We start from the raw sequence: 25,061 nt of genomic DNA, 5'->3' as shown, positions 1-25,061 counted from the left end.
CCGTTACATCGATCCTGGCGACGGCGCTCGACACGATCCCACTCGCCCCCGTTACGCCGACCACACCGCTCCCCGCCACGCATGCGCATGTTCGCGGTGCCCGTATTACGACCACGATACGACGGTCGTGGACGCATCCTTCCCGCTCGCCATCCCCGAGGCCCCATGCGGATCGAACAGACGCTCGCCACGCGGCACGCGCTCGAACTGTCAGGCAGGGCCGCCGCGCTCGAGGAACAGTGCGACGTACCCGATCTCGGGGCCCTCTCGTTTGACGAACGGCTCGCGCGACTGCTCGACCGGGAACACGCCGTCCGCCACCACCAGCGGCTCACCCGGCTGCGCTAACCGAATTTCTCACGAGGGTATTGCATCACGGCCGCTTCGCGTGGCATGAAGGGTTTGTCGAGAACACCTTACGCGCAATACGGAGACGGCCGTTATGTCCACAGTGTGTACAACCGAACCGTTGACGTTTCACGGGGTCGCGGGGCCCCAGGTGGTGGCGCGGTGTGATGGCGGCGCGCTGACCTCCAACGGCGGGGCCGTGCTGCTGCGCGAGGTGGACCGGGCGACGGGGGCTCCTGACGCAATGCACGGCGTGCTTCACGGATCATCGGGATCCCGCGCGCGTCACGCACACGGTGGCGTCGCTCGTGCGGCAGCGCGTGTACGGCTTGGTGCTCGGGTACGAGGATTGGCATGACCACGACGCGCTGCGCCGCGATCCGCTCGTGGCCGCGCTCGCCGAATCGGCCGATCTCGGCGCGCCGGGTGCGGGCAAGCGCACGCGCAATCGTCTCGGATTGCGCGGCGCGACCGTCGCCGACCGCGAGCGCGACCAGAAGATCACGGTGGATCACGACGCGGTGGATCGCCTGTTCGTGCACGCGTTCGTGCAGGCGCACCCGACGGCGCCGGCGGAGATCGTGCGGGATCTCGACGCTACCGATGATCCGGGGCACGGCGCACAGGAAGGGCGCGTTTTTCACGGCGATTACGGGCACTATTGCTATCTCCCGCTGTACATCTTCGCGGGCGAGCACCTGCTGTGCGCCGACAGCGGCTTCTGCCGCGACGCGCTGATGACGTGGTGTGAAACGCACGCCGTGGACTACGTGTTTGGGCTGGCTAAGAATGCGCGGCGGATTGCGCTGATCCAGGACGAACTGGCCGCCGCCGCAACGCAGTGCGCGACCACGGAACGGCCGGCGCGGGTGTTTGCGGAGCGCACGGATCGGACCGTGGACCGCTGGTCGTGCGCGCGGCGCGTGATCGCGAAGGCGGAACAACTGACGCCCACCACCACCGACGGCGAGGGAAAACGGAATCCGCGCTTCGTCGTGACGTCGCTCCCGCTCGCGGCCGGCGACGCACGCACGCGCTACGAAGACGTGTACTGCGCGCGTGGCGAGATGGAGCATCGGATCAAGGAACAACAGCTGGGCCTTTGTGCGGATCGCACCAGCGCGGCCACCTTCCGCGCGAATCCACGGCGGCTCTCCTGCTCCTCCGTCGCGTACGTGCTGCTCGCGGCCCTGCGGCGGCTCGGCCTCGCGGGCACGGCACTCGCCAAGGCGCAGTGCACCACGATCCGTCTGACGCTGCGGAACATCGGCGCGCGGATCCGCGTCACCGTGCGCACCGTGTGGCTCGCGCTCGCGCGCGGGTGCCCGCACGCAGCGCTCTTCGCGCAGGTGCACGCGAAGCGGCATCGATGTCCGACGCGCGCGTAACCGTGCGCTCAATCCGCACCGCGGATCACGCCAATCCCTTAACACGGCCGTGTCACGACCCCGTCACCAGCAAACCCACCGAAAACCCCGCGCGCAGGCGCGCCGTCAGCGCCGCTGCCGCCCGATCACACCGCCGTCAAGGCCAAAACAGTCGCCATTTTCCCCAACGGAAAACCTCGACCCCGCGCGCGCGCCGCGAGCGGTCGATCTCACGCACCGGTGAGAAATTCGGGTTAACTGGTCCGTCTGCGCTATGCGGCGTGTGTCGAAGATGTGAACCTCCGTACGACGCGTGGCCTGCAGCGGCATCGCTTCCCCAACTCGTGGGTGGCGACTGGATCCGCCAACATCGGACGCTGGTACTGGTCGGTCCACGAGTACAGCGAACTCGTGGCTCGCGTGCGCCCTCGGCCAGAGTGCGTGCCGACAGGGGCATACCGTCCAGTACGTGCGCGTGCCCCGCCTCTTGGGGCAAGCGCTCGTGCATGCGCGCGCGGATGCACGTATGGCAAGGTGATGCAGATCGTGGCCAAGACCGACCTGCTGATCTTGGACGATTGGGGCTTGGCCCCCTGAGCGACCCGAAACGCCGCGATCTGCTGGAGCTGATCGAAGATCGGGCCGGCCGCCGCGCCACGCTGGTGACCAGCCAAGTGCCGATTGAGCGCTCGCACGAGCACATCGGCGACGCCACGTATGGGGACGCGATTCGGGATCGCCTCGTGCACCACGCCTACTGCCGCACGCTCACCGTGGGCTCCTTGCGCCGCCTCCCGGCGACCGAATCTTCCGCCACATAACCCTCACCCCATACCGAGCGCTCAGCGCACGCGGTGATCGGCTACGACCGAAAGGGGTGATCGGTTTGGACCGAAACCAGTGGTCGGCATCGCCGCACTACGCACAATTGGGATGGCTTGGTGAGGTTGTCCCGTGGCATGCATAACACACGCGCGCCGATTCGGTGCTCAGACCACAGGCTCTGACGCCGGGAGCCACAGCACGAATTTCGCGCCTGGAGAGTGTTCTTCCTCAACGCGCAACGTACCGCCGTGCGACTCCGCACATCGGCGCACCGCCGTGATGCCGAGTCCGGTGCCGCCGGTTTCATGGCGGGTCGTGACATACGGCTGACCAAGGCGGGCTGCGACGTACGGCGCCAACCCTGGGCCGTCGTCGGCCACCGCAAGGGCAACGCCACCGGCTTCCAAGGTCGCCGACACGGTGATGCGACCTTTGCCGCCAAGCGCATTGCGAGCATTGAGCACAAGATTGAGCAGTGCCTGTTCGAGTTGCGCCACGTCGATCAGCACCGTGGGCAGATCCGGCGCGACGTCGACATCCAACATCACGTGCGCGGGGAGAATGTTCGTCAGGAACGCGGCCTGGGTCTGAAGAAACGGCTCAACGGCGATTCGCTCGCGAATGCCAGCGGAATATCGTCCATAGCGGAGCAGGGACCTCGTTAACCGGGTGGCGCGCGACGTGGCTGACTGCGCGGCGGTAAGTTCGCGCAACGGCGCCCCCTCACGCGCTGCAACCGACAGCAGACAATCCTGCACCACTGCCAGGAGCCCGGCCACGTCGTGCGTGACCTCCGCTGCCAAACGGCCAAGGGAGCCAAAAGCGCCGGACAGCGATGCGTGCTGCGCCGACGTGGGGCGCCCGCGAATATCCCGGACGACCAGCGTACACGAAAGGCGGTCGCCACTCATTGCTGACGAGGCGTTGATCTCCACGGACACCGTCGGGAGTCCACGAAGCATGGCCTCGAATCGCACCACGGCGCCGGGGGTCGTGGTAAGACTCGTGAGCAACTCACGCACCGTTCCTTGTTCCTGCGCCACAACGAGGTCAGCGAATGGCACTCCTTCCCAGGCTGCCGTCGCGAGTCTCATGGGGTCTGGTAGTGGTGTCAACCATGCGCGCATCGCTTTGTTCGCAAATACCACGCGCGTGGTATCGTCAAGCAGGACAATGCCGTCGGGCGCTTGCGAGACGAGCTGCTCAAATTGTCGCCGCCGCCCCACGTCACGACGGGCGCGCCCGAGTCGACAGGCGGTGGACACGCGCGCGCGCAATTCCTCGCGGTCAAACGGTTTGGCGATGAAATCGTCCGCCCCGGCAGCCAGCCCGCGGAGGCGATGTTCGCGGCTGTTGCACGCCGAGAGTAGGATGATCGGCACGTCGCCAATTGCCAGATCGCCGCGAAGACGTTCGGCTGTCTCGAAGCCGTTGAGCACCGGCATCATCACGTCGAGGAGCACGAGGTCCGGAGCGAAATGCTCCGCCAAGCGAAGCGCTTCCTCGCCGTCGTGTGCGAACACCAAGGTCGCTCCCAAGGGACGCAGGACGTCCCGCAGGACCTGACGGCTGATCGGGTCGTCGTCGGCGACGAGCAGGACGGGCGCGGGTGCGTCACCGTGATGGAGCATCTGGTCGCTCGACCTGTTCTCCGGCGCCGTGGTCACCACGCGGCGGACGACCGCAGGTCCATCCCCGTATCGCTGGCCGGTCCCGCTGGGCTGCGTCCCGGGGCGGCTTCGTTGAACGTGCGGCCCGACGAGGCAGACACCGCGCTCAACTGGTCCAGTCGCCGATGTCCACTGGCGTGGATGTCCAGCAGCACGGGCAGCTGACGTGCTGCGACCGGTCCGTAGACGCCTTCCATGAGCAATTTCGTGAGCCCCAGAATGGCACTCAGCGGCGTACGGACTTCGTGACTCGTTGCCGCACGCGTGGCGTCGCATCGTGCGCGAAAGTTAGTCCGGGAGCAGTTCGCGAGCGGTTTGTCCACGGCGCCCAGCGGGGAGCGCACGGACTCCCGCACGAGGCATTCGGCGAGGAGGGTTGCGATCTCAGCCATCAGCGGATGACGGAATCCCGGTGGCGCGCAATGCCGCGGCGCCACCAGCACTAACTGGCCCACGGGTGAGTCGCGGTCCCGCAGGTGGGTGCCGAGCAATAACACGGGCATGTCGTCGGTCGTGAGACAGATATTATGCGTTGCGATCGTTAGGCGACGGCGTAGTTCACTGGTCCAATACACGGCCGCGGTGTCCGCCGTTCGTTGGCTGAAACGCGCGACGACAGGAACGAGATCCCCCGAATGCTCGATCTTAAGCACTACGAACGCCGTGAGTTTGTCCGGCACCAGCTGCTCCGCTAATGCCTCCAGCTCGGCGCGAAGTGGAGCGCGCGCGAGGGCACTCGTCGTCAGTCGGAGCAGTGCCGAGGCCCTCGGGTTGAAGGATTCCTTACCGTGACCGAGCGCCGCCTTTTTGGTGTGCCGCACGATCGTGCTTCCCAAACGCGTCACGGCTGGTTGCTGACGGGCCACGCGACGGGCAGGTCATCGCACGTTGCGTGATCACGCACATCGGGCATCGGTACGGGAGCCACGGCTGACGTCATCGCCGATGAGGGGAAGATGTCGTCCACCACGTCGTGCGCCGTGTCCTCCTCGCCGGACGGTTCGTCTACGGCCAGTCGGGCGCGGCCTCGTTCTGCCAATTTCCGTCGTAAGGTGCGCACGTTGATGCCCAGCATGCTGGCGGCACGCGTTCGGTTGCTGTGCGCCTTCTGCAAGGCGCCGTCAATCAGGACCTGCTCCGCGTCACCAAGATCGAACCCGCGTAGCACCGCGGAGACCTCGGGCGTTTCGCAGCGCGTACACGGAACAGGAGCGAGCGGCGTCACCAAGCTGCTCGGCGCGGAGACCACCGACTGCCCTTCCGGCTCCGTCTCCGCCACCCGCAGTCCCCGCCCCGATCCTTCGAAAACGTTCCACGTGAGGACTGGCCCTTCGCTGAGGAGTACGGCCCTATAGACGGCATGCTCGAGCTCCCGCACGTTTCCTGGCCAAGGCAATTCACACAGACGCTCAAGGCAGGCGGCGTCGATACGATCGACCTTGCGTCCTGACTCCTCAGCAAAACGCTGCACGAACGAATTCGCGAGTACGACGATATCGTCCGGCCGCTGCCGGAGCGGTGGAACGCGCAGGTTGACGACGTTGAGCCGGTAATACAGGTCTGACCGAAAGGTGCCGGCGCCCGCGTCCGCTGCCAGATTGCGATTGGTGGTCGCGAGCACCCGCACATCGACGTTGAGAACGCTTGAACCACCCACGCGCTCAAACTCCCGTTCCTGCAGCACCCGAAGGAGCTTGGCCTGAAGGTCGAGTCGCATTTCTGATACTTCGTCGAGCAGTAACGTGCCTCCATCGGCTCGTTCGAAGGCGCCCTCCGAGCGTCGCACGGCACCGGTGAAGGCACCACGTTCGTGGCCGAAGAGGGCGCTTTCGATCAGTCCCTCCGGGAGTGCGGCACAATTGAGCCGGATGAAGGGCCGGCGGGCTCGGTCGCTCATGTCGTGCAGGGCGCGGGCAAAGAGTTCCTTGCCGGTGCCGGATTCCCCTTCGATCAGCACGGTGGCCCGCGTGGAAGCGACAGCCGCGATGGTACGCATGATTTCACGCAGCTGAGGGGAATTCCCCAGGATGCGCCGGGAGGCATGCGCTGACGTCACCTCCGCCCGCAGTGTATCCACCTGCTTCCGCATCGTCACCAACTCGAGTGCCTGACCGAGAGCGGCCTCCAGCTGCGCCCGAGCGACGGGTTTGGCGAGATACGTCACGGCGCCCGCGCGCATCGAGGAGACGGAGTGTTCTATAGACGCGAACGCCGTCACGACGATGAACGGACACTGATGCCCTTGATCGCGCACGAGAGTCAGTAAATCTGCTCCCGTCATGCCAGGGAGCTGGAAATCGGTCACCACCACGTCAACATCCCGATTGGCGAGCACGCCCAACGCGTTGGCGGGTCCCTCGGCCCGTAGTGCCGTGTGACCAAGTGCCAGCAGATGGTTCGCTACTGCAGATAGGGCCAGTGGATCATCGTCGATACACAAAACCGTCGCCACGTGTCTGACATTCTCCTATCGAGAGACAAAATGTCCTGCCAGCGCAGGGGCAATTTGTCGTCTCGATCGTAATGGTCTGTTTCTTTAGGCTCTTTTGTCAGTGTTCTCCACCGATATGCCGGGATGGCAAGCCCAACCATAAAAATATAACAAACTTCGTGCCGTAACCTAAAATAGCGCACTTTTTGTCCGGGACTCTGAAAAAGAAGGGACAGGAATGTCCCGTTCGGTGGAATTTTGGCCACAAATCTGCGGAAGGTGGCGCCTGTTGACCTTCGCCATGAGGACAACGGGCGCGTGGGATGGTGAGGGCGCCGCGAATGTTCTCTGGCACAGCAAATGCCTTATATGGCTGAGAGCGCTCTCTGATGTGCCCCTTCCTTCTCGTCGCCGCCTCGTCGGGCCGACTCGACTGGCCGGCCCCGACCAAGAGCCCAAGAGTATCTCGGGGTAATCGGTTGGAGACGAGGGATCGTCCGGGGTAAGCCGTTTGCGGCCGCACGTGGTGTGTGTGCGCCGGTCACCGGAGGTCAACGCGTCTCCATCGGCATAGACCTTGGCGGCCACGGGGCAGTGTCCGCGAGCTCGAAAGTGGACGCCTCCCGGTGTCCGCCGATGATCAAACAGAGGGTTGGCAACGCGCCAGGGAGTACCGTGCCGCGTCTGCGTCTGCGTCAAGCAGCATCCACTGCGTTCCGCCTTCACGGCAGCTCCGCACCCGCAGGTACGGGCGATACACTCACCTCCGGAATATCCGGTCTACTTGCTCTTCACCATATAGGAGTGAGACGCGAAGCCATGTCCGAAACACATCGGTCGGAACAGATCGACAAATCCATCGTGATTCTTGGGGGCGCCAAGCCTCTTGCCCGCGCGCTAGCCGTGAGTTTGATGCGGCAACCGGCTACGCGAGTGGTGCTAATGGATCGCCCGGATCCTACGATCGCGCTTCTCGACGAGCGCACTCCCTTGCTCGGTCGCGGCGCTGATGGTCATGAGCTGCATTCGTGGCGGGAGCAGTTTGGCACCGGCAAAGTGGCCGGTGCATCGGTGGGGCACGACTCCATGGCTTGGACGGTCGGGTCACTGGGGTTGCTGCGGCCGGCCAGAATCGTGCTGTGCGTCGCCCTTCGCTCGCAGCCATCGTTCCATGTTGGCCATTGGTCACCGATTGCCGCGCTCAGTGACGAACTTGCGGGATTTCTTGGTGCGGTGCGCGAATACACGCGGCTTGTGCGCCTCGGAGATGCCCCGATGCCAACTGTCATGGTCTGTATCTCCGGTGTCTCGGGTGCATCATCGGTGACCAGCGTGTCACGCTTGGCCCAAGCCCTGATCGAGGAGCAATTGGGGGACCTCGGGCCCGAGGTCTCTGTCGTATTGATGCCCCGACTGCTGGGCGCGGGGCCCGTCGCGGATGCCGATTTTCAGTTTGTACTGCGCCGACTGCTGCTGGGAGGCATGTTACGGGTGGACACCGAGCAGCCGCTCCCGCAGTGGATCGATCAAAATTATGCGGCGCAGCTGGTGGACGCCGTGCTCACCGCAGACCAAGCGGGGAAGCAACGCCGAGCCATGAGTGCCGTTTCCGAAAATCCCTCAGGCGCTCTCATGCTGCCGGGATACGCCGGTTCACTCGGGTACCTCGCGAGGATCGCCGCCGACGAAGTCGACCGCCTGCTGAGCGATCCCGTGCTGCGACGGTGCGAGCTCGTTGACCAGTGGCTGCCGCGTGAAGCCACCGCCAGCGTGTCCAGCGCTCTGGCGGATGCGATCCGCCTTGCCGTTCGTTGGAATGTCGCCAACGTCTAGATGATCGGTCGCGCGTTCGCCTGAAGCACCGTCATGAACGCGACGAAGCCGGCCGCGCTGATGCTGACGAGGACGGTGTCTCCCTGACGGTGCCGGCGCGTGAAAACTGAGGGATGGTAGCTCAAGGCATTGTGGCGCCGCGCGGTACTCCGGAATCCCCGCGCACGGTCCGCTTGCTGGTTGTTGGTGCCCACGCACTGCCCAGCGGTCATCTGGCCCTGTTCATTGGCTAGGACCTCGAGGTGCCCTATGTGCGCTTGATGATCCGTGTTCCAGCAGTGATCGATCTTTCCGCACCCGCAGATCATCGGTCCGAATGATCCGGTGAAGCCGGTGGCGGGCCACCGCCACATCTGACCTGCAGGCACTCCGACGCAGCGCATGCGCTGCGTGCGCGCCAGGCATCCTTGTCGATGTTCGCGACGCGTCTGATACCCGTGCGCCCTAGAGCGTCGCGGTGTGGCATTCTAAATATTGAGAAATTAAGGCACGTCGCCCGGTATAGATTCACGAAGCGGCGTTGAATAACCACGCCGGCATCCTTGGGCAGTCACCATGCACGGCGCGTACCAATACCTGCGATCGTTCGCAGACGCCCTGTTCTCTGCGGAACGAGGCCACGCCGATACGTTCCACGTACGATTGCTCCTCTTAAGCTCAGAGCACGATGAGCCCTCTCGTTTTATCGCCGCAACCGGCCCCCGGAGCTCTCATCGCCTTCGCGAGGGAAAGTCCCATCACCGGCAGAATCGTTGCGAATGATTTCGCTGCGCACGGCGTGCGCGTGCTATGAGTGGACCACTAGGCGCGCTGTCGTGCGGTGGGAGCGAGCGCCGGCTGCCCCAAGCCCGCACGGCTGCGCGATCTGAGAAGTTTACTATGCGACCTTTCGAAGACTGAGCGACACGTATGTCTCCACTGAACACGTTCAACTATTTCACCGATCCGATTCTTCACGCTTTCGCGTCCAGTCTGGAAGTGACAATCGGAGTGGTGGACATGGAAGGAAAGCTCGTGGCGGCAAATGCCGGTGCGGCAGAGTCGGCGGGGTGCCCGCTGTCCGAGTTGATTGGGACCTATCTGTGGGATGTCGTCTTCCGCCCCGAAGACGAGCCGATGATTCGCCAGACACTTGCCGCACTGGCGGCAGGTGCCCCCGCAGCCACGGTCGATAGTCACTGGCGTCGCGGGAATGGCTCGTTGCGCATCATGCGATGGGTGAACTTGCCAATGCGCGACGACGAGGGCGTCGTGCGTTGGGTGATTGGCATGGGCCGCGAGGCGACCGTGCACGAAGCGCTGCGGATTTGCGCACTCGAAGCGGAGCAACACGTGCGCCTTCTCGTGAAGCCGGTCGATGAGCTGTTTTACATTGCGGACGTGGTCAACGGACGAATGACGTACGCAAGTCCGGGCGTCGAATGCCGGTGGGAATGTTCGGGCAACGACTTGCGTACCGACGTGCGTCGCTTTCTGGATCGCGTTCATCCGGATGACCGTCCGGCGATGGACCGGGCCCGCGACCAGCAACTGCACGGCCAGCGCACGGAAGAGGAATATCGATTGCTTTTTCCCGATGGTCGCATTCGCTGGATTCGCGATCGCTCGTATCCCATTTTCGGCTCCGCTGGCGAGATCCTGATGGTCGCTGGCATCGCGAGTGATGTCACTGCGCATCGCGAAGCCATGGAACGTCTCGCCGACCGGGAACAGCTTCTCAGTGCAGTTTTCAATCGGTCATCCCAGGCGCTCTGGCTGCTATCACCCGATGGGAAAGTCCTCGAATTCAATGACGCCGCGGTCGCAATAAGCTCACCCGTCGGCATCGCGTACTTCCAGGAGTTGTCGTGGGCAAGCGCCGGGGATCACGAGCAAGCGCAAGCCCTGCAACGGCTCGCAATGCGCGGCGAATGCGCGCGGTACGATGTCTCACTCCGCTCGTCCGACGGCCGGCGTCTCGTGCTCGACCTGTCGATGCAACCAGTGCACGCGCCTGCAGGCGAGATACGGTACTTACTGGCCGAGGCACTGGATATCACGCAACGAGTGCGCGAACGCCAGGTTCGTGATGAGGCCGAACAGCGTCTGGCGCTCGCCATTGAGGCGACCTCCGAGGGCGTGTGGGATTGGAATCTGCGCGATAGCAGCGCGTTCTATAGCCCTCGATGGTGCCGTAACCTCGGGTATGTACCGTCGGACGTGAGCCCCACTGTGCAGGCGTGGTATGCGCTGGTGCATCCCGACGATTGTGAGCGCGCATGTGAAGCGGTTCGCGCCTTGATCGAGGGGCGGATCGAAGCGCTTCGACTTGAAGTGCGACTGCGAAAGGCTGATGGCGATTGGTTCTGGTCCCTTACTCGCGGGCGCATCGTGCAACAGGATGCCCGCGGGCAACCACTGCGGGCTGTCGGTACTGATACGGACATCGGGCACCTCAAACAGGTCGAAGAGCGCATCCGCTCGCTCAACGAGTCCCTCAAGGAGCGTGTGCGTGATCGCACAGCAGCCCTCGAAGAGGCAAGTCGGGCAACGGATGAATTCCTTGCCGTGATGAGCCATGAGTTACGCACGCCGCTGATGGGTATTCTGGGTGTGGCGGAGTCGATCAGTGAGGGTATTTATGGAACGGTGACGACCAGCCAGGTCGACGCGCTCGGCCTGCTGAATACCAGCGCCCAGCAACTCCTCGCTCTCATCGGTGATGTACTCGATCTCGCAAAAATCGACGCCGGTCGTTTGCCCGTATCGCTGCATCCCACGAGTGTTCTGATGATCGTGCGCGAAGCGGAAAGCCTGATACGCACAATGTTGGTGCCGCGCGGTCAGTTGCTGCAGATCACGATTCCTCGTGAGACCGGTCTTTTTGACGTAGACGCGCTTCTCGTGCGGCAGGTGCTGCTAAACATTCTGACCAACGCGGGCAAGTGCTCACCGCATGGTGCGCAGATCTCCCTGGAAATTGAGAGCGACGCGCGCATCGTGACGTTTCGTGTCAGCGACCAAGGCGCGCCGATACGCGAGCAGGATCTCTCAAGGATCTTCCGCCCATTCCAGCAGCTCGATATGCAGCTTGCCGGTCGGTACGGCGGCGTTGGCCTTGGACTCGCGCTGGTGCACCGGCTTACTTCGTTGCACGGGGGCGGCGTCACGGTGATCGCGAACCCCGCGGGAGGGAACACGTTTCAGATCTCCTTTCCGCGTGCGCGCGAATGGCCTTTACCCGAGCCGAAAGAGGCGGGATCCGTGCTCGTCGTCGCCGCGAGCGGTCCACGTCGCGTGCAACTCGAAAACTGGCTGCGGGCAGCGGGCTTCACGGTCAGCGCGGCGGCCGATCTCACGGAAGCCTTGGCGCGTCTAGAGTTTTCTACAACAGATGTGCTATTGGTTGATGGTGAGGCCGCACCGATGGAGCTCGTGGCGATGCCGAAACTCCGGCACCTTCGTGTGGTCATCATGATGGCCGTGACAACGGCTGCCTGGCGCGACGCGCTTGTTGAGGTCTTCTCATCGCACGCCGTGCTCGAGGTCCCGTTGGAGCCTGCTAGACTGCTTGAGGCCATTGCGGCGGTGCGGCAGTCGCCCCCTACCACACCGTAACCGGAAAATCTCTAAGCTTTCGTCGAGATTGGTCGGCGTGCTCCTGCGAACGCAGCATCACGTCTGCTTCTACGCGCACCGACGAGTCGAACACGGCTATCTTCATCATATGTCGATTTTGCGTTTTACCCGCTGGGGTACTCGTCCGGCCGCGGTGCTAGCCGTGCAAACCCTCATCGGCCTCATGCTCGCCGCCTGCGCTGGTGATCCCGGTTCCGTGCCGAAGACGCTCACGCGAGCGCCGATCGTGTCCGCGTTGCCGCAGCTTCCCCAGCTCGCCCCCGACCTGCGCCCGGTCGTACCCCCTGACCTGGACCTCGCGTTCGGTGTTGACTCCGTGCGCGTGATGATCTCCGTGGAGCTAGGGGCGCGCGTGAATGCGCTGCTACCCCCCGTCATTGAAGGCATTGACGGACGTCGTTTCATCCTGCGCGCGCCTACCGTGACCGAAGACAGCGCCTATTTCGTGGAGCGCGCGTCGATCACTCTGCCGCGAACCGCGCTTCCGATTCGCGGCACGCTACGCACCAGCTTCTGTCGTAGCGATGAACGCCTCTGTCGTAGCGCGGTACGCGACGTGGTGCTTGAGAATCAGTGAGGCGGGGCGAGATAAAAACCGCTGGAACACGGAACGTACGGATGACACAGAACCGCACCGATAAACACAACGCGTTGTTGTATATCCGTGCGGTTCCGTAAAATCCGTCTACTCCGTGTTCCAGATGTTGCTGCTCGACGTTCGCGGCGAACGTTTTACTTCACCCGCGCCCGCTCCAGCTTGGTCGTGGTGCCCTCGCGCAGCGCGAGAATCACCACACCCCCCTGACCAAAGCCCACGATCGTGCGGTTCTCGGGGATCTGCACGCGATCCACGACCTCACCTTTGGCGTTGATCACGTCGTACACGGCGCCACCGGGCGCTGGCTTCGTGGCGATCGTGCGGACCCAGATGTTGCCGTCGTCGTCGGCCTTCGCGCTCGTCGCGAAAAAGGCTGGCTGGTAGTCGGGCAGCTCGGTGGGCGACACATAGTTGATTTGCGGCGCCATGATCTGCGGTGTCCCGCCTCCGCGCGGAGGTCCACCGGCGCCGGCGCGTACATCAAGGCTCATCACCATCTGCGGCGCTGCGCCACCGGCTCCTCCTCCCGTGCCAAGTGCCGCACCGAACGCTGCCGCCATCGCGTTGCCTTGTCCCGGATTCGCGGCCGCTGCACGATCACGAATGGCCTTGACCGAATCGATGAGTGCAACCTTCTGCTCGTCCGTCAGGCGCTTCCAGTCGAAGGCCATCTTGGGTGACGAACGATGCGTGCCGTCGGGCGACATCCAGTCGATGTGATAATCCTTGCCGCGAATCAGCGCCACATCGCCGTTCGAGGTCACGACCCAGTCATCGACCACGGGCAACGGATTGACTTCGATCGAGATGCTGATCTTGCCGTCGTCGCTGCGTGACATGTTGGTGTTCGTCTTCGGAATCTTGATGAACCCCACCGTATCCACCGCGCGCGACTGCACGTTCACGCGGACGATCGCCATCGTGTCCGCGATCGATGGCATCGTCGGGGTGCCACCAGGCCCCATCTGCATGCGAAACCCGGGCATACCGCGGTACACGAGGTAGCCGTTGCTGTAGTACGCGCCGGTCCCGAGTCCGCCGGCGGCCAGCATCATCGCATCCTGCGAGCGCGGCACCGACATCACGCGACCGATCTTGCCCGTGGGGTCGATCACCAGCATCGAGAGCGACGCCGCATCGACGAACAGCGTGGAGTCACCACGGAACGCGATCAGACTGCCCGAGCGCGGTCCGTATGCGTTGGCCGTGCTGCTGGTGGAGTCGGCCACGATACTGATCAGCTTGAACGTCGAGTCCACGAGCAGCACACGGCGACTCGAGGCATCGTTGATCAGCAGTCGGCCACCGGGCAACGCCCGTACATTGTTCACCATGCCGAGTGAATCGGTAGTGACGGCATGCATCGCGCCGAGTTGACGGATCGGGGGACGCGCCTGCGCGCCAGCGGCCGGAGCCAACGCCGCGAGAATCGTCGGAAGCGCGAGCAATCGCGCGAAAATAGGAGTCATGAATGGAGTCGTTGAGATGAGAAACGAACTACCGTCGGATTTCAATCGTCTGCAAGCCACCACCCAGGCCGCCGCCCATGATCATGGCCCCGCCGCCCGGAAGCATCATGCCGCCACCGCCGCCGGAGGTCGCTGAACGGATCGACTTGAGATAGCGATCGTCGAGGGCACTGGCCACGAACGGCGGCAGCAGGCGACGTTGGGCGTCGGTCAGCAACCCCTTCACGGCCGGCGCGTACTTCCGCAAAATGTCGATGCTCGCCTCACGCGCCTTCACGTACTGCGCGTAGATGCCGTCGTGATCGTAGCGCTCGGGGAGATCGGCAAAACGCTTCGAGATCGGTGCCCAGATGGAGTCGAGTCGCACCGTGTAGCGCCGGTTCATCGTGGCCAGACTGTCGGCCTGATCCGACGACAGCTTGAGCGTATCCTGATCGCGCAGGATCGTCGCCAGCGGGTTGGGCACACCGCCGTTGCCGAACTGCGCCTTGATCATCGCTTCGCCCGCCTTCGTGCCCTTGGTAAGGCGGCCGCGATCGAGCGATTGCGTGAGCACCTGCCGCTCACGCGTGGGGCCGATGTCGTAGCGCAGCTGGGCCGTGATCGTGACCGGAACGCGGAAGCTGTTGAACTGCGGATTGGTGGCTCCGAAGCGCTGGTTCACTTCGTACGTGTAGCGCCTGGTCGTCGCGTTGAAGCCGCGAACGTACAGCAGCGACTGATCGAGGAACGGCTGCTGTCCCCAGCCGCGCAGATTGTTCTCGCCGTGCAGAATCAGGTCGGCAGCCCCCAGCGGATTCGACACGTTGAACGACAGGTTGGCGCGCTGCGGCAAGCGCAGCTTGAGCGGATTGAACGAGATCGACATGTTGGCCGTGCCAACCCACGGGCCCTGACAGCTGTTGCGTGCCGCCAGCTTCCCGAGCTGCGACGACAGGCACTCGTGCGCCATCCGCGACCCGTTGTCGAGCAGCGCCTGCACACCGGCCGCGGTGACCGCATCGCTCGACGCATTGTTCGACGCATTACGTGACGCCGGGTTGAATATGAACGCGCGATCATTGCCGAAGCCGTCACCGTTCACGTCGCCGCCGATCGTGGGTGTGAAGGGCGTACCCGAGCGGAACTGACCGAACCAACCTAGGCGAATGAAGTCGAACGCGTTGTAGCTCAGGTTGTACGTGATCTGGTGACGCGAATCGAACGACGAGCGCGACCAGTTCACCGCCTGCGGATCGCCGGTGGTGCTGGTAAAGCCGCGGAACTGTTCGCGCACGTTCGAGTAGGTGTAGCTCATGCTCCAACTGAAGTTCGTGCTGAAGTTCGTGGGCGACAGTCGTACACTCCCTTGCGCGCTACGCGAGTTCAGATCACTGCGCTGCTCCGTGACGCGCTGAAACGCTGTTGCCACGCGACCATCGCCGGCCGCGATCGCTCCCGTGAGCGGGACGATGCTGGTGGGCAGGACATACACCGGCCGACCGGATTCGTTGTCGAGTGCGAAGCGCTGCACACCCTCGAAGTTGCGATCCACGAAGCTCGATTGCCGCGTGTTCAGCGAGTACGTCGCGTCGAAACTCGCATTGAAACGATTCCGCAGAATCGGCCCCGACCAGCTCAGGTTCGAGCGCAGACTGCTGGGCGCCGCGTAGTCCTTGGCGAACAGCGTCACGTTCGGCGCGCGATTCGAAAACACGGTACCGGTGCTGCCGTCGGCGCAGCGCGTGGGAATGAGCGCCGGGTTGCCGTAGGCGTTCCAATCGGGAATCGGCGTGGCCGGCCCCACGCAGGCGAGCTGCTGAATCGCACTGGCCAGACCGGTGTTGTCGATCGCCGCTCCCACCAGCGTGGCCTGCGGTGTGTTCTGAAACACGCCGACCCCGCCACGCACCACCGCGCGCGGCCCACGGAACGCGCCATCGAAGGCGCCGATCTGCGGACCCGTGCCGTACTGCCACGAGAAGCCCACGCGCGGGCTCACGAACACGCCGTCCGGTACGAGATCGTTGCGCACGCCGAGCAGTCGCGCCACGTCGGTATTGCGAGCCGGTGCATCGAGGTACCGGTTGGCATCCACGCGCACGCCGTACTGGAACTGCAGACGATTGGTGCGCCGATACGAATCGCCGAGCGAGATTGCACCCACCATCATGCTGGCGTCGCGTTCACGTGGAGCGAGCGCGCGTGTGAATGAAATGGGAACACCGGTCTGCAGATCGGCGAGCGAGTTGTATGCGAAGGTACCCAGTCGGTTCACGGTCTGATCCTGCGACGAGCCATCACGCCGCACTTCAGTGGCCAGCTTGAGACGGTGCTTGTTGTCGCCGCTGAACCATGACAGCGTGTTCAGCGCCGACACGCTGTTCGACGTCTGTGAAGTACCGAGGAATTGATTGCCGCCGAATGTCAGATTCTGCACGCCGTTCGTACCGTCGGCGAAATTCGAGTTCACGCGCACGCGCCCGCCCGGCAGATCCATGTACGGCAATCCGACGTTGCTCGAGGCACTCACAGCGCCCGACGTCTCGGTGAGAATGCCGATATTGCGCAGAGTGAAGTAGCCGCTGTGCCGCCCCTGCATCCCGCCACCCACCGACGTGCGCTCGCCGCTCGTGGTCGCCAGTCCCGTGTTCAGCGGTGTCGCGGGATTCTGATGGTTCCAGTTGCCGCTGAACGTGAGGTTGTAGGCGGAGCCGCTGGTGCTCGACGGCGGCGTGAAGTCGATGGCGCCGAGCACGGAGCCCTGATCGCCCAGCCGGCTGGATGGCAGTCCGCTGAAGCCGATGGGCACGCGTGCGTTCTGTAGAATGCCCACGAGACGCTGCACGGAATCGGCGGCGACACCCGATGCCTGCAGGCCGGTGCTCGATGTGTTCAGCAGGGTCTGCAGGTCGTTGCTGCGACGGCCAAGCTGAAACGACATGTTGTAAAACGCCTTGTCGAAAATGACCGGGCCCGACACCGAGCCGCCCAATGAGCCGTTGGTATACTCCTGCCCGTTCGCGCGCGCTGCCGCATCGGTAAACTGCAGCGACGGGGCATCGCCCACGAAGCTCAGTCCTCGGCCAATGAAGTTGGATCCCGGTCGCGTCCGAAGTCCGAATTGCCCGCCGGAGAATCCGCCACGCGAGACATCATATGGTGATGTGGTCAGCGAGCTCAGCACGCTCGCATCGCGCGGTAGTCCCGAGCCGCCGAACATCATGCCGTTCAGCGTGGTGTTGTTCTGATCGGCGCCAAGTCCGAGCACCGAGAATCCGTTCGCGCCGCCGTCTTGCCCGGGTACGAGCTGCACGCCGGGAAGCGTGGCTGCCATGGCAGCGAGGTCACCCATCTGGTCGGGCGGCAGCGCGCTGTTGTTCTGAATCACGCGCTCGGTGCCGCCCACGTCCGCCTGCACTTCGTTGCGGGATACTTTCTGGCGCGCGGCTGTGACCTTCACCGCATCGAGGACCGCGCCCACCTTCGACATCTTGGCATCCGCAATCAGAATGTCCTCGTCGGCGCCGCGCTTCACTTCGAAGCGCTTGACGCTGTAGCCGAGCGCCGTGACGGTGACGATGTAGTCGCCGTCGCCGCCCGGGAACGTGACCGTGAAGCGGCCGGAGCGATCGGTGCGCGCGGTGCGATTGACGTTGCCCGAGATCGAGGTGACGACCACGGCCACATTGTCGAGCGGCTCCCCCTCGGCGCCGGTAACCCGGCCGCGGATCACGTCAACCTGCTGAGCGGCGGCGAATCGCGGAGAGACAGTCAGGCCCAAGAAAAGTAGGCTGGCCACAATCAAAAAACGACGAAGCACGTCGGGGAGGGATCAGGGGGAATAGGCAAGGCGGGTTACAATTTGTACGGACCGCATCACATGCCCGTTTCGACACAGGTCACCCGACATTCGTTTCCTCTGCGTTTTCTGCGTTCTCTGCGCCTCTGCGTGATCTGTTCTGACCACGCCGCCGCCGAACCGATCACGCAGAGGACACAGAGGCGCAGAGAACGCAGAGGGAAAAGCCTTCCCTGGAGCTAGAACTCCCCGATAAAGCCGACCTCAGGCTGTAGTTCGTGGCCGAACCGCTCCTTTACCACAGATTGCGCGTGCGCCACCAGTGCTCTCACGTCGGCTGCCGTGGCGTGACCGAGGTTGACCAGGATATTGGCGTGGATGTGGGAAATCTGGGCGTCGCCCACGCGGAAGCCTTTGAGGCCGCACTGGTCTATCAGACGACCGGCGCCCACGCCTTCGATTTTTTTGAAGATGGAGCCGGCGCTGGGATGCACCTGCAGCCATGGGTGCCGCGAGCCGCGCCAGGATAGGTTTTCCTGCAGGATCTGGTGGAGGCTGGCCGGATCGGCCTTGGTCAGCTGAAACGTCGCGCTCAACACCATATCCCGGCGATGATGAAAGATCGTATCGTCGTAGCCGAATTTGATGTAGTCGGCGCGGACCACTCGGCGATCGCCCTCCTCGGTCAGGATCTCGCAGCTCTCGAATACTTCGGCGATGAACATCGTCCGCTCGCGCTCTGGGGCCGGCGAGAGAAAATGCAGGTTCTGCCACAGCGCCCCGCCCACGGTGCTCGGGATGCCGATGTAGTGCTCGAGCCCCGACCAGCCGGCACGCACGGTGTCGAGCACCAGGTCCTGCATCACGGCACCGCTTTCCGTCGAGAGTGTCCCGTTTGGGGAAATTGTGTGGGCGGCCGCAGCGTTCCGGATCACGAGCCCGCGCATGCCGCGATCACCGATCAGGACATTCGCCCCCAAGCCCAACACGAACCACGGGATCCCCGCCTGTTTCGCGGCCGTGATGGCCGAAGCCAGCTCATCGGCGGTCTGCGCTTCGAACAACACGTCGGCCGGTCCGCCGATACGGAACGTCGTGAACGGCGCGAGCGGTGCGCTCAGCAGCAGGCGGTTGCGATCCAGCGGCGGTCTGGCGACAGCGGATGCGGCAACAAGTTCGTCGGCAATCTGGGCGGGGTTCATACCGAAAGATTCCCCGCAGCGGGTCCGTACGCCATCGTTCAAGTGACACTGCTCACCCTCCCCCTTTTCACGTCGCATGCCCGCATCCTTCAGCGCCCGGCTTTGCCTCCGGCACCTCGTTGCGGCCGCCCTGCTCGCGGTGACCGTTCCGGCGGCCACGCCGCAGCTGCTCCCGGCGCAGTCCCGTGCCGAACTGGCCAAGGTCGTGCGCCGGAAGGTGCTCACGAACGGCATGGAAGTGATTGTGGTGGAGAATCACGGCGTGCCCATCGCGACGCTCGAAATCAATGTGCGCAACGGCGCGTTCACGCAGAGTCCCGAGTTCGCCGGCTTGGCGCACATGTATGAACACATGTTCTTCAAGGCCAACAAGGATCTGCCGAACGCCGAGTCCTTCAACGATCGCGCCGCCGAACTGGGCGCGGTATTCAACGGTACGACGCAGGAAGAGCGCGTGAATTACTACCTCACGTTGCCCGCCGATTCGGTGGCCGGTGGATTGCGCTTCCTGGCCAGTGCCCTGATCAATCCGAGTTTTCGCGAAGACGAGTTGAAGCGCGAGAAGGAAGTCGTACTTGGTGAATACGACCGCAATGAAGCGCAGCCAGGCTTCGCGTTTCAGCAGATGGCCACGGAGCTGCTGTATCCCGGACAGTTCAGCCGGAAGAATACGATCGGTGATCGCACCGTGATCGCCAACGTGACGTCGGCGCAGATGCGGGAGATTCAGCGCAAGTACTACGTGCCGAACAACAGCGCGCTGATCGTGACGGGCGACGTGGATCCGGAGAACGTGTTCAAGCTGGCCGAGCAGGTGTTCGGGGCCTGGCCGCGTGGTGAGGATCCGTTCAAGGCCGATCCTATTCCGCCCATTCCTGCGCTCGACGGCAACAAGTCGCACATCAGCGAAGAGCCGATCAATGCAGTGGCCGTGCTGATACAGTGGCAGGGTCCGAGCGTGGGCAGGGATCCGGGCGCCACGTTCGCGGCTGATGTGTTCAGCGATGTGCTGAATACGCCGGGTTCGACGTTTCAGAAAAACCTGGTGGACACCGGACTGTGGCAGGGCGTCGGCGTGAATTACTACACGCTGAATCAGACCGGCCCGATCTCGATCAGCGGACAAACCACCCCCGAGAAGTTCCGCGCCGCCCTAGCTGCGTTGGAGCGCGAGATCGCGCGCTTCACCGATCCCACGTACGTCACCACGCGCGAACTCGAATCGGTGAAAGCGCAGCGCACCGTGTCGAGCGCGTTCGGCATCGAGAAGGCCTCGGAGATCGCGCACACCATCGGCTTCTGGTGGAGCGTTTCCAACCTCGACTATTTCATCGGCTACACGGATACCATGGCCCAGCAGCGTATCACCGATCTCCTGCGGTACACCAGCACGTACATCGCCGGAAAGCCGCGCATCACGGGTGTCTTGCTCTCCGCTGAGGCGCGTCGGTCGATCGGGCTCACGGAGAAGGAATTGCTGACGCCCGGGGGGCGGAAATGAAAAAACAGTATGGGGTCGGGAGTAGGGGGTATGGGGTGCTGTGCGCGGTGGGATTCGTTGCGATTGCGGCGACGTCCTTGCCCGGGCAGGCGGTGGCGAAGCAGGTGGAGCTCTCGCCGGCGATTTCTTCGCCTTCCGACACGCTCACCTCGAAGTTTGATGTGGCGGGTATCCCGGTCATTCTGCGTCGCGTGAGTGCGAACAACGTAGTCGCGGCCAACCTGTATCTGTTGGGTGGCACTCGTCAGCTCACGGCGGCGAATCAGGGCATCGAAACGTTGTTGCTAGAGGTGAGCGAACGCGGGACGGCGAAGTATCCCCGCGACCTGTTACGCGCGAAGATGGCGCGCTTGGGGAGCGCGATCGGTGTGAGCGCGAATGCCGACTGGACCACGATCAGTCTGCGCGCCACCACCACCGGCCTCGACAGCACGTGGGCCATTCTGGCCGATCGTGTCATGGCGCCGCGACTCGATCCGGCGGAAGTGGAGCTGGTGCGCGAGCAGTTCGTGACCGCGACCCGTCAGCGGAAGGACAGTCCTGATGCGTTGCTCGACTATCTCGCCGACAGCATCGCTTTTTCGGGTCATCCGTACGCCCTCGAGCCCACGGGCACCGAACAATCGTTGTCGTCGATCACGACCGCCGACCTCAAGGCGTATCACACGTCGCAGGTCGTGACGTCGCGCATGATACTGGTGGTGGTGGGCAATGTGTCGCGCACGAAGGTGGAGAAGTTGGTGCGTGAAACGCTCGGCCGTATGCCGAAGGGAAACTATACGTGGACGCTGCCCGATCCGCCGGCGGAGTTGCCGAGTGCGTATGTGGTGGAGAAGCGCACGCTGCCCACGAACTATCTGCAGGGATACTTCCACGGTCCGAAAGCCACGAGCAAGGATTATCCCGCGCTGCGATTGGCCTGCGCGGTGCTCAGTGGCCGGTTGTTCGCGGAAGTACGCGGTCGTCGCAATCTTGCGTACTCCGTGAATGCACCGTTCGTGGAACGCGCCTTCTCGCTCGGTGGACTCTATGTCACCACGACACAGCCCGATGAAGTGCTCGTGATCATGCAAGAGCAGATCACGTCGATGCGCGAAGGTACGATCACGAACGACGGACTCGAGCGGCTGGTGCAGCAGTTCATCGTGACGTACTTTCTCGACAACGAAACGAACGCCGACCAGGCGAACATGCTGGCGCGCGCCGAACTGTATCAAGGAGACTTCCGTCTCGCGGCGCAGTTCGTCGACGAGCTTCGTGCCGTCACGCCGGAGCAGATTCAGCGGGCCGCTCGCACGTACATGGGTAAGGTGCGGTGGGCCTACGTCGGTGATCCGTCCAAGGTGACGCCGGCGCGGATGCTGCGCTTCTGAACGAGCCACAGAGCCGTGGGGTCGCGCTCTCCGTCGATCTCGCGTACGTGGATTACCGCGATATCGGGGTGGCGCTGGTCACCTACGATCGTGCCGGGCAACAGGAATCACTGTCGGCACGGGCCTTCGATGTGCCGCTCAGTGGACGCCCTTCGGTGGCACCGCTGGCCGCGTGGTTGCGGGAGATGGTCGACGCGCACGCGGTGCGCTGTCTTTGCATCGATGGCCCACTGGGTTGGCGCTCGCCCGATACCGATTCGCCCCACTGCCGACTCAGCGAGCGCGTGGTGCGCGCCCCCGGCAAGACCGGTCTCCCACCCGATGGCGTGAAGCCGCGCACCTACCTCGGGTTCACGACGTTCTCGATCGCGCTGTTCGAAGCGTTGCTGGAGTCCGCCGACTGGGCGCTGCCCGGTGACCCCGCCGCCGCGCCGCACGCTCGCGTGGTGACGGAAAGCTTTCCCACGGCGGGGTGGCGTGCGCTGGGCCTGTCGCCGTTGATGGCCAAGGGACGCGCGTCGGTTGCTGATGTGCAGGAGGCCGGAGCGCGGTTGCAGGCACGCACCGGAATCACCCTCGAGCAGGTGCGTACGCACGATCAACTGCAGGCGGTCGTGGGTGGTATCGCCGGTGCCTGGTGGGCCGCCGGCCGCACCGAACAGGTGCAATTGGCAGGTGCGCCGCCCTTTCGCCTCGCAGGAAGCTGGCGCGAGGGATATATCATGATTCCAGCAGTCACGCCGTGATCGACCTCAGTGGCCACCCTCTGCGTACGACACCCCCGCCTCCCATGTCAAATCCATACTCCCGTCGTGACTTCGTGTCCGACAGCGCCAAGCTCGCCTTCGGTGCGATGATCGTGCCGCGTGTCGTACTCGGTGGCCCCGGCTATCGCGCGCCCAGCGCCAAGCTCAACATCGCCTGCGTCGGTGTCGGTGGCATGGGCATGAGCAACATGTCGCAGATGCTCACGGAGAACATCGTGGCCGTGTGCGACGTGGACTTCGCCTATGTGGAGCGTTCGCTGAACGGACGGCTCAAGCCGCGGACCGGGGAGCCGACACCGGAGAACGTGCAGCTGGCCGACGCGTACAGGAATGCCAAGCAGTACACGGACTTCCGCGAGATGCTCGACAAGCAGAAGGACATCGACGCTGTGCTGATCGCGACGCCCGATCACTTGCACGCCACGATCGCGTTGGCCGCGATGTCCTTGGGCAAGCATGTCTACGTGCAGAAGCCGCTCGCCTACTCCGTACACGAAGTGCGACTATTGCAGAAGGCGGCCGCAGCCAATCCGAAGCTGGCCACGCAGATGGGGAACCAGGGCCACTCGATGGAGGGCTCGCACCGCATCAACGAGATCATCGGGTCGGGCGTGCTGGGCAAGATCCGTGAAGTGCACGTGTGGACCGATCGCCCGGTGCGTTATTGGGCGCAGGGTATTCCGCGTCCCCGCGCAGCTTCTGCCCCCGCGCCGACCGCGCCGCCGAATCCGCGTCCACAGTGGAACATGGGCACCGTCGACAACGCGGTACGTTCGGCCATGGCCGCCAACGATTCGTCGATGCCGCCGGGACTGAACTGGGATCTGTACCTTGGCCCCGCCCCGGAGATCGCGTATCACCCGGCGTACCATCCGTTCGCGTGGCGTGGATGGCTCGATTTCGGCGTCGGTTCGCTGGGCGACATGGGCGCGCACTTGATCGATCAGCCGTTCACGTCGCTCGGGCTCACGTACCCGACGTCGATCGCGGCGTCGTCCACACCGTGGGGCGGTGGTGAGAAGACGCCGGCCACGTACCCGATGGCGACGATGGTGCAGTACGAGTTCCCGAAGGTGGGCAAGCGCGATGCACTCAAACTCTTCTGGTATGACGGCGGCCTCTTGCCGCCGCACCCGGAGATGCTCCCGCCAGACGTGCCTATGAACAGCCCCGGTAGCGACGGCGGTGGCAGTGTGTTCATCGGCGAGAAGGGCATCATGTTCTACGAAACGTACGGCAACAAGCCGCGCATCTTTCCGGAGGCGATCGCGAAGAAGGCCGAGCAGGTGCCCGTCACGGTGGCGCGCATCGCGGTGTCGCACGAGCAGAACTGGATTCAGGCGTCGAAGGGCGAAGTGCAGTCCAGCTCTCCGTTCTCGCAGGCGTCGCCGCTCACTGAAACGATGTTGCTCGGTATGGCGGCGTTGCGGGCCGGGCAGGGTCGCAAGGTGATCTACGACAGCGAGGCGATGAAGTTCACCAATGCACCCGACGCGGATCAGTATCTCACGCGTGTGTACCGTAAAGGATGGGAGCTGTAGTGCGCCTGCGTCCTCGTGAATATTGGGCGGTCGGTGTGGTGGCCGCGTTGTCGGTCAATGCTCCCGCCGCACTGCCGGCCCAAGCGGTGTCGACGTATAGGGTGACCACGACGGCGCCGGCTGGTTTCGATCGCGCCTTGGCGCAGCGCGCGTCGCTCGAACATCTCACCAAGCTCATCGCGCTGAACACGCAGAATCCGCCGGGCAACGAGATGCTCACGGCGCGCTATTTCGATGCCATCTTCGCACAGATCCCCGGCGTCGAGCGCCACGTGCTCGATGCCGGTAACGGACGCGCCAACTTCATCGCGAGATTACGCGCGGTAAATCCGACCAAGCGTCCGGTGCTCATCATGGGGCACATGGACGTCGTCGGTGCCGACACGACCAAATGGAATACGCCGGCCTTCACCGCGACGCTTCGCGACGAAGAGGGCGTGTCGTACCTGTATGGTCGCGGCGCGATCGACGACAAGGGAATGCTCGCCACGGCTACGGCGGCCATGGAGCAACTGGCGACGCAGCGCGCGTCGCTCGATCGCGACATCATCTTCCTGGCTACGGCGGCCGAGGAAGGCGGCGACGAGGTCGGTATCGACCGGGTCATCGAGAAGCATTTCGATCTCATTAAAGATGCCGAGTTTGCGCTGAATGAAGGCGGCCGCGTGCGAGTGGCCGATGGTCGCGTGATGTCGGTGAACATCCAGACCACCGAGAAGATTTCGTACAACGTTGTG

19 protein-coding genes are annotated in these 25,061 nt (G+C 63.8%); 12 read left to right on the top strand and 7 right to left on the bottom strand.

Annotation, left to right across the window (positions count from 1 at the left end; genetic code table 11):
• The first annotated feature begins 165 nt into the window (after positions 1–165).
• From ACESNG_RS02585 to ACESNG_RS02570, 4 genes are all read left to right on the top strand, one after another.
• On the top strand, positions 166–348 hold the full coding sequence (locus tag ACESNG_RS02585) for a hypothetical protein (RefSeq protein WP_373061413.1): 183 nt from the start codon (positions 166–168) through the stop codon (positions 346–348).
• Positions 349–584: 236 nt separating this feature from the next.
• Positions 585–1,736 (top strand): transposase, encoded by a 1,152-nt coding sequence (locus tag ACESNG_RS02580; RefSeq protein WP_373061439.1) that lies wholly within the window; start codon positions 585–587, stop codon positions 1,734–1,736.
• A gap of 292 nt (positions 1,737–2,028) precedes the next feature.
• A complete protein-coding gene (locus tag ACESNG_RS02575; RefSeq protein ID WP_373061411.1) occupies positions 2,029–2,253 on the top strand; it encodes an ATP-binding protein in 225 nt (74 codons plus the stop codon).
• Between the two features lie 40 nt (positions 2,254–2,293).
• The gene (locus tag ACESNG_RS02570; RefSeq protein ID WP_373061409.1) at positions 2,294–2,536 is read left to right on the top strand and encodes an ATP-binding protein; all 243 of its coding nucleotides are present in this window, start codon (positions 2,294–2,296) and stop codon (positions 2,534–2,536) included.
• 168 nt (positions 2,537–2,704) lie between these two features.
• Here ACESNG_RS02570 and ACESNG_RS02565 read toward each other — a convergent pair whose 3' ends face one another.
• The 3 genes from ACESNG_RS02565 to ACESNG_RS02555 are packed head-to-tail and all read right to left on the bottom strand — an operon-like array spanning position 2,705 to position 6,662.
• Entirely contained in the window at positions 2,705–4,171 is a 1,467-nt protein-coding gene (locus ACESNG_RS02565) for a response regulator (RefSeq protein WP_373061407.1), read from the bottom strand.
• A 32-nt stretch (positions 4,172–4,203) separates the two neighbouring features.
• Positions 4,204–5,031 carry a histidine kinase dimerization/phospho-acceptor domain-containing protein gene (locus ACESNG_RS02560; RefSeq protein WP_373061405.1) on the bottom strand — a complete coding sequence of 276 codons (828 nt, stop codon included), beginning with the start codon at positions 5,029–5,031 and terminating at the stop codon, positions 4,204–4,206.
• A gap of 20 nt (positions 5,032–5,051) precedes the next feature.
• Positions 5,052–6,662 carry a sigma-54-dependent transcriptional regulator gene (locus ACESNG_RS02555; protein WP_373067682.1) on the bottom strand — a complete coding sequence of 537 codons (1,611 nt, stop codon included), beginning with the start codon at positions 6,660–6,662 and terminating at the stop codon, positions 5,052–5,054.
• Between the two features lie 798 nt (positions 6,663–7,460).
• Here ACESNG_RS02555 and ACESNG_RS02550 point away from each other — a divergent pair.
• Entirely contained in the window at positions 7,461–8,474 is a 1,014-nt protein-coding gene (locus ACESNG_RS02550; protein ID WP_373061401.1) for a hypothetical protein, read from the top strand.
• Here the strand turns inward: ACESNG_RS02550 and ACESNG_RS02545 are convergent.
• Positions 8,471–8,686, bottom strand: coding sequence for a hypothetical protein (locus ACESNG_RS02545; protein WP_373061399.1), 216 nt, complete (start codon positions 8,684–8,686; stop codon positions 8,471–8,473). The two genes, ACESNG_RS02550 and ACESNG_RS02545, sit on opposite strands and share 4 nt — an antisense overlap.
• Before the next feature lie 697 nt (positions 8,687–9,383).
• On the opposite strand from ACESNG_RS02545, the gene ACESNG_RS02540 reads away from it, so the two are divergent.
• Both ACESNG_RS02540 and ACESNG_RS02535 read left to right on the top strand, forming a co-directional pair.
• Positions 9,384–12,071 (top strand): PAS domain-containing protein, encoded by a 2,688-nt coding sequence (locus ACESNG_RS02540; RefSeq protein ID WP_373067679.1) that lies wholly within the window; start codon positions 9,384–9,386, stop codon positions 12,069–12,071.
• A 109-nt stretch (positions 12,072–12,180) separates the two neighbouring features.
• Complete coding sequence (locus tag ACESNG_RS02535; protein WP_373061395.1) at positions 12,181–12,669, top strand: hypothetical protein; 489 nt, start codon at positions 12,181–12,183, stop codon at positions 12,667–12,669.
• Positions 12,670–12,824: 155 nt separating this feature from the next.
• Here the strand turns inward: ACESNG_RS02535 and ACESNG_RS02530 are convergent, their stop codons facing one another.
• The 3 genes from ACESNG_RS02530 to murB all read right to left on the bottom strand — a co-directional run bounded on the left by ACESNG_RS02530 (position 12,825) and on the right by murB (position 19,301).
• Positions 12,825–14,159 (bottom strand): hypothetical protein, encoded by a 1,335-nt coding sequence (locus tag ACESNG_RS02530; protein ID WP_373067677.1) that lies wholly within the window; start codon positions 14,157–14,159, stop codon positions 12,825–12,827.
• Positions 14,160–14,187: 28 nt separating this feature from the next.
• The gene (locus tag ACESNG_RS02525; RefSeq protein WP_373067674.1) at positions 14,188–17,940 is read right to left on the bottom strand and encodes a carboxypeptidase regulatory-like domain-containing protein; all 3,753 of its coding nucleotides are present in this window, start codon (positions 17,938–17,940) and stop codon (positions 14,188–14,190) included.
• 239 nt (positions 17,941–18,179) lie between these two features.
• Positions 18,180–19,301, bottom strand: coding sequence for a UDP-N-acetylmuramate dehydrogenase (gene murB, locus ACESNG_RS02520; protein ID WP_373064811.1), 1,122 nt, complete (start codon positions 19,299–19,301; stop codon positions 18,180–18,182).
• On the opposite strand from murB, the gene ACESNG_RS02515 reads away from it, so the two are divergent.
• The 5 genes from ACESNG_RS02515 to ACESNG_RS02495 form a co-directional block, all read left to right on the top strand.
• Positions 19,282–20,643 (top strand): M16 family metallopeptidase, encoded by a 1,362-nt coding sequence (locus ACESNG_RS02515; protein ID WP_373064813.1) that lies wholly within the window; start codon positions 19,282–19,284, stop codon positions 20,641–20,643. The genes murB and ACESNG_RS02515 overlap by 20 nt on opposite strands.
• Before the next feature lie 47 nt (positions 20,644–20,690).
• Positions 20,691–22,016 (top strand): M16 family metallopeptidase, encoded by a 1,326-nt coding sequence (locus ACESNG_RS02510; protein ID WP_373067672.1) that lies wholly within the window; start codon positions 20,691–20,693, stop codon positions 22,014–22,016.
• A gap of 47 nt (positions 22,017–22,063) precedes the next feature.
• Complete coding sequence (locus ACESNG_RS02505; protein ID WP_373067670.1) at positions 22,064–22,762, top strand: hypothetical protein; 699 nt, start codon at positions 22,064–22,066, stop codon at positions 22,760–22,762.
• Between the two features lie 44 nt (positions 22,763–22,806).
• Positions 22,807–24,324 (top strand): Gfo/Idh/MocA family protein, encoded by a 1,518-nt coding sequence (locus ACESNG_RS02500; protein ID WP_373067667.1) that lies wholly within the window; start codon positions 22,807–22,809, stop codon positions 24,322–24,324.
• Positions 24,324–25,061: M20/M25/M40 family metallo-hydrolase (locus tag ACESNG_RS02495; RefSeq protein WP_373067665.1), on the top strand; the 738-nt coding region annotated here is incomplete at its 3' end. The genes ACESNG_RS02500 and ACESNG_RS02495, both read left to right, overlap by 1 nt.

Source organism: Gemmatimonas sp., assembly GCF_041689975.1.
Taxonomy (GTDB): Bacteria; Gemmatimonadota; Gemmatimonadetes; order Gemmatimonadales; family Gemmatimonadaceae; genus Gemmatimonas.
Note: the sequence above shows the minus strand (reverse complement) of the source record. Positions and strands in the feature narration are given on the sequence as shown.

What these genes read in the sequence shown, in the direction of transcription:
- ACESNG_RS02530 (WP_373067677.1), bottom strand. Translation starts at nt 14,159, where the DNA reads ATGACTCCTATTTTCGCGCGATTGCTCGCGCTTCCGACGATTCTCGCG.
- ACESNG_RS02545 (WP_373061399.1), bottom strand. Translation starts at nt 8,686, where the DNA reads ATGACCGCTGGGCAGTGCGTGGGCACCAACAACCAGCAAGCGGACCGT.
- ACESNG_RS02540 (WP_373067679.1), top strand. Translation starts at nt 9,384, where the DNA reads ATGTCTCCACTGAACACGTTCAACTATTTCACCGATCCGATTCTTCAC.
- ACESNG_RS02500 (WP_373067667.1), top strand. Translation starts at nt 22,807, where the DNA reads ATGTCAAATCCATACTCCCGTCGTGACTTCGTGTCCGACAGCGCCAAG.
- ACESNG_RS02585 (WP_373061413.1), top strand. Translation starts at nt 166, where the DNA reads ATGCGGATCGAACAGACGCTCGCCACGCGGCACGCGCTCGAACTGTCA.
- ACESNG_RS02535 (WP_373061395.1), top strand. Translation starts at nt 12,181, where the DNA reads ATGTCGATTTTGCGTTTTACCCGCTGGGGTACTCGTCCGGCCGCGGTG.
- ACESNG_RS02565 (WP_373061407.1), bottom strand. Translation starts at nt 4,171, where the DNA reads ATGCTCCATCACGGTGACGCACCCGCGCCCGTCCTGCTCGTCGCCGAC.
- ACESNG_RS02550 (WP_373061401.1), top strand. Translation starts at nt 7,461, where the DNA reads ATGTCCGAAACACATCGGTCGGAACAGATCGACAAATCCATCGTGATT.